The following is a 13160-nucleotide window of genomic DNA, read 5'->3' as shown; positions in this document are numbered from 1 at the left end:
CGCCGCGCTATCCACATACGCCATCCACCCGGAAGCGCGGGAGATCGTGTTCGACTTTCTTTCTGACTATGACAACCCGACCCTGTTGGGCGCCTTCTGGATGACGGTGAAACTCACCTTCTTCTCCGGCATCGGCTCCTTGATCTGGGGAACCCTCCTGGCCGCGATGCGAGTGAGCCCGGTCCCGCTGATGCGCGGATTCGGCACGGCCTATGTGAACATCGTCCGGAACATTCCCCTGACGGTCATCATCATCTTCACCTCGCTCGGCCTTGCCGACACCTTCCGCGTGACGATGGGCAGCGACGACTTCAAGGTCCAGGGCTTCCGCCTGGCGATCCTCGGTCTCGCCACGTACACCGCGGCGTTCGTCTGCGAAGCGATTCGTTCCGGCATCAACACCGTGCCGCTCGGCCAGGCCGAGGCGGCCCGTGCCATCGGGCTGACCTTCAGCCAGAACCTCCGGCTCGTCATCCTGCCGCAGGCCTTCCGCTCGGTCATCGGCCCGCTGGCCAACGTGTTGATCGCGCTGACCAAGAACACCACCGTGGCGGCCGCGATCGGCGTGGCCGAGGCGGCCTACCTGATGAAGACGATGATCGAGAACGAGGCCGCCGTCCTGCTCATCGGCGCGATCTTCGCATTCGGTTTCGTGGTACTGACTCTGCCCACCGGCCTGATCCTCGGCTGGCTGAGCAAGCGACTGGCGGTGAAGCGATGACCTCCGTTCTCTACGACGCTCCGGGCCCCCGCGCCAAGCGGCGCAACGTGCTCATCTCGGTGGCCTTCTTCGCCCTGCTCGCCCTGCTCGCCTGGTTCATCTGGTACAAGCTGGACGAGAAGAACCAGTGGGCGTGGGCTCTGTGGAAGCCGTTCACTCAGTCGGAAGCCTGGACGACTTATCTGTTGCCAGGTCTCGGCAACACGCTGAAGGCCGCGGCGCTGGCCATGGTGATCGCTCTTCCGCTGGGCGCGGTCTTCGGTATCGCACGCCTCTCCGACCACCGGTGGGTGCGGCTTCCGGCCGCCTGGGTGGTCGAGTTCTTCCGGGCGATCCCGGTCCTGTTGCTGATGCTGTTCGCCAACGAGTTCTACAACCGCTACACGGGCGTCTCCAGCGAACAGCGGCCCCTCTACGCGGTCGTCACCGGCCTCGTGCTCTACAACGCGTCCGTCCTGGCCGAGGTCGTGCGGGCCGGCATCCTCGCGCTGCCCAAGGGGCAGACGGAGGCCGCCATGGCGGTCGGCCTGCGCAAGGGCCAGACGATGAGGAGCATCCTGCTGCCGCAGGCCGTCACCGCCATGCTGCCGGCCATCGTCAGCCAGCTCGTGGTCATTGTGAAGGACACCGCGCTGGGCGGCGTGATGATCGGGTTCACCGAACTGCTCAACGCGCGCCAGACGATGGCAGCCTTCTACGCCACGGTCATCCCCAGCTTCATCGTGGTGTCGATCATCTACATCGTGCTGAACTTCATGCTCACCAGCTTCGCGAGCTGGCTGGAGCAGCGGCTGCGGCGCAGCAAGAAGAGCACGGGCGCGGTCCTCAGCGCCGAGGACATGGAGGAGCTGAACCCGGCGGCGGTGGGCGGCTCCTTCGGGACCGGTGGTGAAGGCGGCGGCCTCCCAGGCTCCAGGACCTATACCTGACAAGCAGTCAATTGGCGTGAACGGCGCAGAGGGCAGTGGCATGATCGCCACTGCCCTCCGTCACTTGACGCAAGCACCGGCAATGGGTTGCATACGTTCTGTGATCGTGCACCCTGCTCCAGCCTTCTGTTCACTTGCGTCCCTCGGGACACCGCTGCGGGCAGGGGGCACCGCGCCGTGGACCCGGTGATCATCGTCGGAGCGGGGCCCGTCGGGCTCACGCTCGCCCTGGCGCTGGCCCGTCAGGAGGTGCCGTCCGTCGTCCTCGACGAGGGCCCCGGCAAGGACGAACCGCGCCTCGCGCGCACCGCCGTCCTGCGCGAGGACACCACCGCCCTCATGGAGCGCCTGACGGGCGTGCCGGTCGGCGAGGCCGGGGCCCGCTGGGCCGGATGGCGGGCGATGCGGCGCAAGCAGGTGATGCGAGAGGTCAAGTTCGACGCCTCCGCGGAAGGGGGCGAGGGCGTCGCGAGCCCTGGGGGCATCACGAGCCCCGGGGGCGTCACAAACCCTGGGGCCGTCACGAAACCCGCCCCCCTGCACATCGCCCAGCACGTACTGACCGACGCCCTGCGCGCGGCCCTCGTCGGCGAGCGGCTCGTCAAGGTCGTCGTGGACAGCCGCCTGGACGCCATCGAGCAGGAGCCCTCGGGCGTCACCGCCCACACCCGCGGCCCCAAGGGCACCTGGTGGCGCGGCAGTTACCTGGTGGGCTGCGACGGCCAGCGCTCGACTGTGCGAAAGCTGGAGGACATCCGCTTTCCGGGCCGTACGGCGGTGGAGCGACACGCCGTGGCCGCGCTGCGCGCGGAACTTCCCTGGGACGGTCAGGCGTTGCTCCATCGGATGCCGCCGTGGCGGACGTCCGGACCTTCGGGCGGGGAGGTGACCGGACGGCCGCTCCCGGACGGGGTGTGGCGCCTCGACTGGCTGCTGCCGCCGGGCAAGGACCTGGTCACGCCCGAGATGCTGGTGGCCCACGTCCGGGAGACGCTCGCCGGGTGGACCGGCGGGCCGACACCGCCGTACGAACTCCTCGACACCGGGGTTCACACGGTCCACCACCGCCTGGCCCGCCGCTGGCGCGTGGGCCGCGTCTTTCTCGCCGGGGACGCGGCGCACTGCCTCGGCACGCTCGGCACGCACGGCCTGGACGAGGGGCTGCGGGACGCCGACAACCTCGCCTGGAAGCTGGCGCCGGCCTGGCACCACGGGCCGCACGAGGCGCTGCTCGACAGCTATCAGGCGGAGCGGCGCTCGGCCGTCGCCGCCCGGCTGCGCGCCGCCGACCAGGCGCTGCCGCTGCTGCGCGGCGGCGGAGGGCTGCGCGCGGTCGTCCCCGGCTCCGCGCGGGGCCATGACGCGCTGCTGATGGACGGCCACCTGGGGCAGGGAGCGATCGGTGCGCCAGGGACGTACGCCGACTCTCCGCTGGCGCCCCGGTCTCTGGAGGGCGAGGTCCCCGTGGACACGCCCCGCGGTGCGCCGGTCATGGACGTGCGGGTCACCGCGGAGGACGGCTCCTTCGTGCAGCTGCGGGACCGGCTCGGGCGGGGCGCGCTGCTGGTCGTACTGATCGCGCCGGGCACGGGCGTGTGGGACCGCAAGCACTGGGCCACCGCGGGGATCATGCCGCGGCTGGCGGCCGCGGTGACGGCGCTGCCGTATCCGGCCGAGTTGCTGGTCGCGGAGAGCTATCCGGGGGCGGCCGCGCATTCGGTCCTGCTGGTCCGGCCCGACGGGCACCTGGTGACGGCGTTGAGCGGGGTGCGGCCGGCCGATCTGTATGCGGCAGCTGAGGCGGCGCTGGGGGGACCGGTCAGAGCACAGGCCGGGGCGGCGGAGCAGGCCGGGGCGGCGGCCGGGTCACGCTGATCCCGTCGTAGGCAACTCCTCCTCGTTCTCACCTCAAAGCAGCACTCACTGTCACTGTGCGGTCCGCATAGTGACAGTGAGTTGACCGGTTCGCACCGTCATGGTGTACTCCCGACCATGACCGACACCTGTGTACGCCTGTGGCGGAGGGTCCATATGGACCTCGTCCGCTATGCGGGCTGCGTGTGTCGTCCGTCCTGCTGAACTCGCATCCCCTTTCTTCCGCGCGCGCCACGCCTGCCGCCTTGTCGCCTCTGCTGTCGCGCGCTCTTGGCGAACTCTCATCAGGACGGTGCCCGTGTCTGTATCCCCCGCATCCCCTGCCGCCGTTGCCGCTTCTCAGCAGGTTTCCGCGGCGGTCTCCACGCCGGTTTCCAGGCCGGTGTCCACGCCGACGCAGGCGGACCTTCTCGACTTCGTACGGCGTACCGCCGCCGACGCCGACTTGATTGCCTCGTTGCCGCTCGATCCCGAGGGCCGAACCTGGGTACGGCTCGAGGGTCCCGGCGGCAGCGAGGCCTGGCTGATCGGCTGGCCGCCCGGGACCGGCACCGGTTGGCACGACCATGCCGACTCGGTCGGGGCCTTCGTGACGGCGGCCGGTGAGCTCAAGGAGAACTCGCTCGCCGTCCGGTTGCCCGCCGACGGCTGGAAGACGCTGGAACTGACGGACGACGTGGACCGGGAACGCCGGCTGCCGGCCGGAAAGGGCCGCTCCTTCGGCCACCACCATGTGCACGAGGTCCTCAACGAATCCGCCGGCCGGCATGCGATCTCCGTGCACGCCTACTACCCGCCCCTGCCGCAGATCCGCCGCTTCAGCCGCAGCGGACCGGTCCTGCGTCTGGAGCAGGTGGAACGCCCGGAGGACTGGCAGTGAGCGGGGCGGTCGTCGGGTCTGCGGTGCGTGGTTCGGGCGAACGGCCGGTTGTCGGGGGCGGCGAGCCGAAGGTGAGCGGCGTGCCTGAGCAGCCGGTCGGCCGGGGTGAGTCGAAGACGAGCGGCGTGAGTGGACGGCCGGTCGGCGGGGGTACGTCGAAGACGGGCAGCGTGAGCGAGCAGCCCATCGGCGGGGGCGAGGCAGAGGTGGGCGTGGGCAGCGTGGATGAACGGCCGGTCGGCATCGACGAGTTGCTGGAGCGGGTGCGTGCGGGCTACACGCGGATCGAGCCGCGGGAGGCGTACGAGGCTGCCCGGGCCGGCGAGGCTCTGCTGGTCGACATCCGGTACGCGGCGCTGCGCGAGCGGGACGGACTGATCCCCGGCGCCCTGGTCGTCGAGCGCAACGAACTCGAGTGGCGGCTCGATCCGCAGGGCAGCCATCGCGCCCCCGAGGCCACAAGTCACGACTTGCGGGTCGTGGTCATCTGCAACGAGGGGTACGCGTCCAGCCTCGCGGCGGAGTCGCTACGACGACTGGGACTGCGCCGGGCGACCGACCTGGTCGGGGGGTTCCAGGCTTGGCGGGCGGAGGGACTTCCGGTGACGCCGGGGGTGGGGGCGGAGGCCTAGGAGCTGCCCAAGGGGCGGCGATCCCGGCCCCGAACGCGATGGGCGCCCCCGCGCGTCCACCGTGTCCGGGGCCGGAATCCTGCAGTCCCCGGCCCTGCACCCACCCTCAGCGCCTGTACCAGCGCCTATACGGTGCCGTGGCCGTGGGCCGTCGGATTCAGAACCCCTCGTCCTCGAGGAACTCCGTGTCCTCTCCCTCTTCCTCCAAGGCCTGTCTGACTACCCGGAGGGCCATGCCCTCGGGGTAGCCCTTGCGGGCGAGCATGCCCGCGAGGCGGCGCAGGCGTTTGTCGCGGTCGAGGCCGCGCGTCGAGCGGAGCTTGCGGGCGACGAGTTCGCGTGCGGTCGTCTCCTCCTGCTCGGAGTCCAGCTGGGCGACGGCCGCGTCGATCAGTGTGGAGTCGACGCCCTTGGTCCGCAGTTCTTGGGCAAGCGCACGTCGAGCCAGTCCCCGGCCGTGGTGCCGGGACTCCACCCAGGCGTCCGCGAACGCACTGTCGTTGATGAGACCGACCTCCTCGAACCGCGACAGCACCTCCTCGGCGGCGTCGTCCGGGATCTCCCGCTTGCGCAGGGCGTCCGCGAGTTGCTTGCGCGTGCGCGGGGTCCCGGTGAGCAGACGCAGACAGATCGCCCGCGCCTGCTCCACCGGGTCCCCCGGGGGCGCCTCCTTCTCGGCCCTCGACGAGGAAGAAGCGCCTCCGTCCTGACTGGACGGCTCTGTGCGGCCGCGCCGGCGACGCCCGCGCGGGGTGGAGGCGGCGCTGCCGCCCGAGCCATCCGTGCCCCGGCCCCCGCCGCGGCTTCGGCGCGAACCGCCGCCGGCCCTGCCGGGCGCTCCTGCGCCATACGCCGAGCCGCCCTCCGGCCACGCTTCGCCGTCCGCCCCGCCCTGGCCCGGATCATCGCCGTACGCCAGACCCGACTCGTCGCCGTACGTCAGGCCCGACTCTTTGCCGTGCCCCCCGTAGCGCCCGTACGGCCCGCTCGTGCCGTACGGCGCCGTGCCGTCGTCGTTCCCCCCGTCTGTGTCATGGGCCGCGTCCCCTCCGTAGGTGGAACCGCCCCTCCCGGAGGAGGCCCTGTCGCCGCCTCTCGCCCGCTCACGCGGAGCGTCCGGGTAGGCGGCGTACTCGGCCCAGTCCGTGCGTCGTGTCACGGGTCAGCTCTTGGCTGCGGCGGCCTTGGTCTTGGCCGCCTTGGCCGCCGCCGGAGCCGGCACCGTCTTCGCGGCGTCGTCCGGGGTGGCGGAGACCGCGGCGTCCGCGCCGGGCTCGGCAGCCGGCTCCTGCGGACGCACGCCCACGCCCAGCTTCTCCTTGATCTTCTTCTCGATCTCGTTGGCCAGGTCGGGGTTGTCCTTAAGGAAGTTGCGCGCGTTCTCCTTGCCCTGGCCGAGCTGGTCGCCCTCGTACGTGTACCAGGCGCCGGCCTTGCGGACGAAGCCGTGCTCCACACCCATGTCGATCAGGCCGCCCTCACGGCTGATGCCCTGGCCGTAGAGGATGTCGAACTCGGCCTGCTTGAAGGGCGGCGCGACCTTGTTCTTGACGACCTTGCAGCGGGTGCGGTTACCGACCGCCTCCGTGCCGTCCTTCAGGGTCTCGATGCGGCGGATGTCGATACGCACCGAGGCGTAGAACTTCAGCGCCCGGCCACCCGTCGTGGTCTCCGGGGAACCGAACATCACGCCGATCTTCTCGCGGAGCTGGTTGATGAAGATCGCGGTGGTCTTGGACTGGTTGAGCGCGCTGGTGATCTTCCGCAGGGCCTGGCTCATCAGACGGGCCTGCAGACCGACGTGGCTGTCGCCCATCTCGCCCTCGATCTCCGCGCGCGGGACGAGCGCCGCGACGGAGTCGATGACGATGAGGTCGAGGGCACCGGAGCGGACCAGCATGTCCACGATCTCCAGCGCCTGCTCGCCGTTGTCCGGCTGGGACAGGATCAGGTTGTCGATGTCGACGCCGAGCTTCTTCGCGTACTCGGGGTCGAGGGCGTGCTCCGCGTCCACGAAGGCGACCTGGCCGCCGGCCTTCTGGGCGTTCGCCACCGCGTGCAGGGTCAGGGTCGTCTTACCGGAGGACTCCGGGCCGTACACCTCCACCACACGGCCACGCGGCAGGCCGCCGACGCCGAGGGCGACGTCGAGTGCGGTCGACCCGGTGGGGATGACCTCGATGGGCTCGTTCGGCCGCTCGCCCATGCGCATGACCGCGCCCTTGCCGAATTGCCGTTCAATCTGTGCGAGCGCGGCGTCGAGCGCCTTCTCGCGGTCGGTTCCTGCCATGGGTTCCACCCGGTTTGCTTGAGTCGATCGCTTCACGTCAAAGACGCTAACGCCTGCCACTGACAATGCGCCCCGACGCCCGTCCGGCCTGTGGATAACTCGGGCACATCTCCATTGAAACTGTGGCGAACTGCCCGCCGAGCTCCCCGCCGGAGCCTCCATGAGAATGGATGTTCGATTTTCGTGTCAAGCACACCACGCGTCACCCTCGAGACTACGTGTCCGGTGTCCTCGAGGGTGATGGTGATGGTCGAGCGCGGCGTTCACGCACGAGACGACGCCGCTCCGAGCGCCTGGCGGCCCAGCGAGCACACTCGGTGCCGAGCCCCAGCAACAGAACGAGCAGGAGTGCTGCGGCCACGACGAGCTGAGACAGGGCGGCCACCACCAGATCCGCCCGGTAGAACCCGAAGCCGACCACGGTGAATCCGGCAGACCCGATCGTCAGCACCAGGTAGAGGCTCGTTGGCGGGCCAAGGGCGCGTCTTTCAGATGCCCATTGCTTGAGGCCCACCCAGAACCAGTACACGGCCAGCAGCAGCACATCGAGCGCTGTGATCCAGACCGCCATGAAGACGTCCACGACCCACGCGAGCATGGGCACATCCTCCGACGTCGAGCCCATCCGGACTTGAGTACGGCTGCTCAATCCTGGACGGCAGCCGCAGCCGGCCTCAGGCGGAGCTCTCCCCGGAACTCCCCGTCTCCGCCGAAGGTTGCTCCCCCGGCCGTCGTACCCACAACTCACGCGCGCGCGTGAACAGGCTGCCGCCTGTGCCCCGTCCCCGATGCCCGTGGACCCGGGGGTCGTCCGTGACGTCGTACCGCTTCACGTAGGCCCCGAGGAACGCCTGCAGCGTGGCGACCGCCGGGATGGCGATCAGTGCGCCCACCGCGCCGAGGAGGGCGGTGCCCGCGATGACCGAGCCGAAGGCGACCGCGGGGTGGATGTCGACGGTCTTCGCGGTCAGCTTGGGCTGCAGCACATAGTTCTCGAACTGCTGGTAGACCACGACGAAGATCAGCACCCACAGCGCGTACCAGGGATCGACCGTGAAGGCGATCAGCATGGGCAGGGCGCCCGCGAGATACGTGCCGATGGTGGGGATGAACTGCGACACCAGGCCGACCCACACGGCGAGCACGGGCGCGTACGGCACGTCCAGGCTCTCCAGCAGGATGTAGTGGGCTATACCGGAGATCAGCGCCATCAGACCGCGCGAGTACAGGTAGCCGCCGGTCTTGTTGACGGCGATCTCCCACGCCCGCAGCACCTCGGCCTGCCTGGCCGGCGGCAGTACGGAGCACAGTGCGCGGCGCAGTCGCGGGCCGTCCGCGGCGAAGTAGAACGAGAACAGCGTGATCGTCAGCAACTGGAAGAGACCGCCGAGGACCTGGGCGGACACGTCCAGGACGCCGGTCGCGCTGTTCTGGACGTAGTTGCGCAGCCAGTCGGAGCGCAGCAGGCCCTCCTGGACGTCCACGCGGCGCAGGTCGGTGTGGAAGTGCGTGTTGATCCAGTTGATGACGGAGTCGAGGTAGTTCGGGAAATCCTCGACGATCTTGATGATCTGACCCGCGAGCATCGACCCCATCAGCGTCACGAACCCGGCGGACACGATGATCACGGTGAGGAAGACAATGCCGGTGGCCAGCCCCCGACGCATGCCGCGCGCGGCCATCCAGCTCACCGCCGGCTCGATGGCCAGAGCCAGGAAGAATGCGATGAGGATATTGATCAGCAGCGCCGTGAGCTGGTGAAAGGCCCAGCTGCCCAGCTGGAACGCGCCGATGAGCGCCAGCGCGAGCACCATGGCCCGCGGCAGCCAGCGCGGCATGCGGCTGCTCGGCCCGGCTGCGCCCTCGCCCGGAGGCCGGGTGGGCGGCGTCGTGCCGAACGGGGATCCGTGCCGGGCGAGCTGCCCGGTCTCGTCAGTGCGTGCCACGGAGCAAGTGTCGCCCACGCCACCGACAACCGGCTGCCGTCCTGCGATCTTCGTGACCGGTCAGCGCTTCTCCCCCGGAACGTTCATGACGGCGCACACCACACGCCACACGTCCTTGGCCTCCCAGCCGGCGTCCAGCGCCTCGTGCACCGTGCGCCCGCCGAGCTCCGTCATCACGTGGTCGCGCGCGAAGGTGTCGGCGTATCCCGGACCGAAGTGATCCGCCATCCGCTCCCAGAAGACCGTCAACCGCATGAATTCCGCTCCATACCCGCAATGACCTGCACGTTTCCTGCCCCTCACACCCCCGCACGACCGTCAGGGGGTTTCCAGGGAGTTCGCCTCCCCGCTGAACCAAGCATCCATGGCGGCGCGACCTCGCGTGCCTGCGTCGGGCATGAAGTGCGTGTATGTACGCAGAGTAAAGCCAGGGTCGGCATGCCCTAGCCAGCGGGCGAGGGAGACGATCGACTCGCCGGCTTCGAGCTGGACGCCGGCACAGGTGTGGCGCAGGGCATGGAAGCCGAGTTCGCGCTACGGCTCCCACTTGCTCCCGCCGGAATCGGGGTCCACTTTGCCGATAAGTCCCGCGGAGGCGAGCGCGGGCTTCCGGAGACGCCTGTTCCAGTGCCGCGGTTGCATGCGCGCCGCTGCCGGGTAGCCAGGAACAGCGGGTAAGCACGCGGAGCCCAGTCGATGCGCTGCCGTTCGTTCTGAGGTTCGTGAGGGCTCTCCCACGGGAGTTTCACCATGACCGGCTGCCAGCGCCTAGCCAGACCGTCCGGAGCAGCTCGCGTGCTTGCCCATGACTGGCGGATGGTGTCCCTTGTCGGACACGGTTGGCGAATTCGGCGGACGTCTCCTGGCGATCTGCCGACCGCGGGATGATGGCGTTGTCCCGGTGCGGGAACACGGACGAGGGGCAGACGGCTGGAGCGGCGGCCCTGCCTTGGAGAGCGGGGCGCGTCGTCCGTGGTGGCGGTGCTGGTCTGGGGGGTTTCGGACATGTCCGTTCCTGGGCTTCGTTGGCGAGGAGAGTGTGCGGACGGCTTTCCTGCCGTTCGGCCCGTGCCGGTGCCGGCTCTGTCGGCGCGGCACCGGCACGGGCGAGGTATGTGCTTGCGGCCGCGTCAGCGGTCGAGGTGCGCGACGAGCAGGTTGGGGTCCTTGTTCGTGAGGTAGGCGGCGCTGGGGACGTGCATCGTGTGGCCGTGGACCGCGACGGACGTGGGCGTCTGGAGGCCGTCGTCAGCGGTGAGGACGACGGTGTGGGTGCCGTCGGGGCGTACCAGGTCGACTTCGTTGTTGTTGCGCGCGGCGAGGAGGGTGTCGCGCGGCCGGTGAAGGTGAAGTCGTCGATGAGGCTGATGCCCTCGGCCCGGACCTCGACCGGGCCGGCGGTACCCCGAGTGGTGACGGGGATACGGAGTACCGTGCCGTGGTCCGAGTTCGTCGCCCAGACGGCTCCGTTGTGGAGTTTGATCCCGTTGGCGCCGGCGAACGTGGTGGGCTGCAGGGCCGCGTTGTCGGCCCAGACGGTGGCTCTGCCGCCGCCTGCGGGGACGCGGTAGATGACGCCGTGCACGGAGTCGGTGACGTAGAGCCGGCCGGTGCGCTGGTCGAGGGCGAGGCCGTTGGGCAGGCCGTCGGCGGGAAGGGCCGCGATGCGGTGCGGCCGGCCGCCGGGGCGCACGGCCCAGATGCCGGTGAGGTCCGCGGTGCCGGTGGGGTAGGTGACGTACAGGGTGCCGTCGTCGCTGCGGGCGATGCCGCCGACGAAGGCCTTGCCCAGATTGGGGGTGCTGGCCTTGGCCGGGGCCAGCAGGGTGGCCAGGAGGTGCACTCGGCCGCCCGGGACGAGTCGGACGACCTGCCGAGCGAAGGAGAAGGTCAGATACGCCGATCCGGCGCGGCCGACGGTGATGTTCTCGGGCTGCTGTGAGGCCGCCAGGTCGAAGTGGTTGGCGATGCCGGGTGCCGAGAGGGGGTGGTCGCGGCGGTGGCGGTGGAGGCGGGGGCCGGCCAGCAGGGCCGCGGCGACCGCAAGGGTGGTGAGTGAGGTGCGCACGTGCATGGGGTGCTTCTCCTGGGGATCAGTCAGGGCCCGCTGCCGTCCGCGGGAGTTGCGGGTCGGCCACGGGGCGAGGGCGGTGTCCGCGCAGCTCAGGGGCGGCGACGATCTTGATCGTGCTCGCCCAGCCATGGCCGCCTTCCCGGGTCTGCAGGGCCATGTGCAGCAGTTGGAAGCCCTCCAGTTCGCGTGCGTGCTTGAGCGCGCCGACGTCGACTGGGTTCAGCCCTCCGGAGGTGACAAGGTTGGCGACCTGCTTGCCGGCGTCTTCGTCGTCGCCTGCGATGAAGACGTCCAGCGTCGTGTCGGCCACCTGTCCGGCGACCAGGGTCGCGGCGAACGTGGTGTTGAACGCCTTGACGACCCGCGCCTGCGGTGTCGCAGCCCCGGCGATCTGCTCGGCGGCCGAGCTGCCCGGGGTGACGACGAGCGCGTCGAGCGAGGCGTCGACGGGATTGCTGATGTCGACGAGGACTTTGCCGTTCAGCCGCGCCCCGTAGGAGGCGACGAGCTGCCTGGCCGCGTCGAAGGGCACTGCGAGGACCACGATGTCCACGGTGTCCACGGCGGAGTCGTCGGCGGCACCTATGCGGCCAGGGCCATGGGCCCGCATGCGCAGTTCGTCGACGAGTCACATGGCCTTGGCGGGGTCGTTGGCGGTGATGGTGGCCGCGTGGCCGCCCTCCAGGGCGCGGGTGGCGATACCTCGGGCCATGTTGCCCGCACCGACGATGGTGATCTGCATGGTGTGGTCGTCCTTCTTTGGGTGCGGGGTTCAGGAACCGGAACCGCACCCAATCGAATTCGCCCGACCTCGGTTGATCGGTTTCCGTCCATCGATCAGTCGAGGGGGCCTGCGACGCGGCGTCGGCCCCCTCCCGCACGTTCTGGGAGGGGGCCGCCGAGACGACGAGGGTGACGAGGACGACGATGACTACGCAGCCGATCCGGTCGACGCCTCAGGTCGCGACGTAGCCGCCGTCGGCGAGGAGCACCGCACCGGTGATGTAGCCGGCCCTGTCGGAGGCCAGGAACGCCACGGCCTCGGCGACCTCCTCGGGCTCGCCGACCCGGGCGAGCGGCGTGTTCTGGCTGTACGCCTCGAGGTTCTCGCCCAGCATGTCAACGGCCATGTCGGTACGGATCAGACCGGGTGCCACGGAGTTGACGCGCACGCCCGCCGCGCCGAACTCGACGGCCCACGACCGGGTCAGCGAGTCCATCGCGGCCTTGGAGGCGTTGTACACCGAGCTTTCCGGGGTGCCGATCTGCCCGGCCATCGACGACACGTTGACGATCGCACCCTTCTTCCTGGCCACCATGGCCGGCACGAGCGCGGCCGTCAGGAAGTAGGTCGCGCGGACGTTGACGTCGAATATCTGCTCGTAGTCGTGGCGCGACTGCTCGGGGGTCGGCGAGGACGGGAAGACGCCCGCGTTGTTCACGAGCACGTCCACTTCGCCGACCTCCGCGGCGAGCTTGCGGACCTCGTCGAGGTTCGCGACGTCCGCGACGACGAAGTGGCCCGTGCCGCCCGCCCGCTCGATCAGCTCGACGGTCTCCTTGCCGAGTTCGGCCCTGCGCCCTGTCGCATAGACGGTGGCACCCGCCTCCGCGAGCTTGAGCGCGATCGCGCGGCCGATGCCCGAGGTGGCGCCGGTGACGAGTGCCTTCTTGCCCTGAAGTTCCTTGGTTGACATGTGTGCAAACGTGGCCCCGCTGGATCGTCAGCGCATAAATTCCGTATATACCGCCTGGTCAGGGCGGTAGGAAGGAAGCGGCCCGGTCTCGACGCGCTGCGCCCCTCACTCGCCCC

General features: G+C 69.8%; 13 protein-coding genes and 1 pseudogene. 6 read left to right on the top strand and 8 right to left on the bottom strand.

Going from position 1 to position 13160, the window contains the following annotated elements; translation table 11 throughout:
- The first annotated feature begins 46 nt into the window (after positions 1-46).
- From EHO50_RS16040 to EHO50_RS16020, 6 genes are all read left to right on the top strand, one after another.
- The gene (locus tag EHO50_RS16040) at positions 47-721 is read left to right on the top strand and encodes an amino acid ABC transporter permease (RefSeq protein ID WP_128430827.1); all 675 of its coding nucleotides are present in this window, start codon (positions 47-49) and stop codon (positions 719-721) included.
- Positions 718-1650 (top strand): amino acid ABC transporter permease, encoded by a 933-nt coding sequence (locus tag EHO50_RS16035; RefSeq protein WP_128430826.1) that lies wholly within the window; start codon positions 718-720, stop codon positions 1648-1650. The genes EHO50_RS16040 and EHO50_RS16035 overlap by 4 nt, the downstream gene beginning before the upstream one ends.
- A gap of 177 nt (positions 1651-1827) precedes the next feature.
- Positions 1828-3525, top strand: coding sequence for an FAD-dependent monooxygenase (locus EHO50_RS16030; protein ID WP_128430825.1), 1698 nt, complete (start codon positions 1828-1830; stop codon positions 3523-3525).
- 117 nt (positions 3526-3642) lie between these two features.
- Positions 3643-3729, top strand: a complete 87-nt coding sequence (locus tag EHO50_RS46035; protein WP_313960178.1) for a putative leader peptide — start codon at positions 3643-3645, stop codon at positions 3727-3729.
- A 94-nt stretch (positions 3730-3823) separates the two neighbouring features.
- A complete protein-coding gene (locus EHO50_RS16025; protein ID WP_425472190.1) occupies positions 3824-4405 on the top strand; it encodes a cupin domain-containing protein in 582 nt (193 codons plus the stop codon).
- 185 nt (positions 4406-4590) lie between these two features.
- Positions 4591-5037, top strand: coding sequence for a rhodanese-like domain-containing protein (locus tag EHO50_RS16020; protein ID WP_128431252.1), 447 nt, complete (start codon positions 4591-4593; stop codon positions 5035-5037).
- A gap of 157 nt (positions 5038-5194) precedes the next feature.
- Here the strand turns inward: EHO50_RS16020 and recX are convergent, their stop codons facing one another.
- The 8 genes and pseudogenes from recX to EHO50_RS15975 all read right to left on the bottom strand — a co-directional run bounded on the left by recX (position 5195) and on the right by EHO50_RS15975 (position 13044).
- Positions 5195-6196, bottom strand: a complete 1002-nt coding sequence (gene recX, locus EHO50_RS16015) for a recombination regulator RecX (RefSeq protein ID WP_164904862.1) — start codon at positions 6194-6196, stop codon at positions 5195-5197.
- Between the two features lie 3 nt (positions 6197-6199).
- Positions 6200-7327 carry a recombinase RecA gene (gene recA / locus EHO50_RS16010; protein ID WP_128430823.1) on the bottom strand — a complete coding sequence of 376 codons (1128 nt, stop codon included), beginning with the start codon at positions 7325-7327 and terminating at the stop codon, positions 6200-6202.
- Between the two features lie 214 nt (positions 7328-7541).
- Entirely contained in the window at positions 7542-7925 is a 384-nt protein-coding gene (locus tag EHO50_RS16005) for a hypothetical protein (protein ID WP_128430822.1), read from the bottom strand.
- Positions 7926-8001: 76 nt separating this feature from the next.
- Positions 8002-9273, bottom strand: coding sequence for an AI-2E family transporter (locus EHO50_RS16000; protein ID WP_181449631.1), 1272 nt, complete (start codon positions 9271-9273; stop codon positions 8002-8004).
- Positions 9274-9333: 60 nt separating this feature from the next.
- Positions 9334-9528 carry a DUF3046 domain-containing protein gene (locus tag EHO50_RS15995; RefSeq protein WP_128430821.1) on the bottom strand — a complete coding sequence of 65 codons (195 nt, stop codon included), beginning with the start codon at positions 9526-9528 and terminating at the stop codon, positions 9334-9336.
- A 490-nt stretch (positions 9529-10018) separates the two neighbouring features.
- Positions 10019-11347 (bottom strand): SMP-30/gluconolactonase/LRE family protein, encoded by a 1329-nt coding sequence (locus EHO50_RS15985; protein WP_342786936.1) that lies wholly within the window; start codon positions 11345-11347, stop codon positions 10019-10021.
- A 19-nt stretch (positions 11348-11366) separates the two neighbouring features.
- Positions 11367-12089: pseudogene (locus EHO50_RS15980) on the bottom strand (NADPH-dependent F420 reductase).
- Between the two features lie 214 nt (positions 12090-12303).
- Complete coding sequence (locus EHO50_RS15975) at positions 12304-13044, bottom strand: SDR family NAD(P)-dependent oxidoreductase (protein WP_128430820.1); 741 nt, start codon at positions 13042-13044, stop codon at positions 12304-12306.
- Between the last annotated feature and the right edge of the window lie 116 nt (positions 13045-13160).

The sequence above is a fragment of the Streptomyces cyaneus genome (assembly GCF_004028635.1).
Lineage (GTDB): Bacteria > Actinomycetota > Actinomycetes > Streptomycetales > Streptomycetaceae > Streptomyces > Streptomyces cyaneus.
The sequence above is the reverse complement of the archived record's forward strand: the minus strand, read 5'-3'. Positions and strand labels throughout refer to the sequence as shown.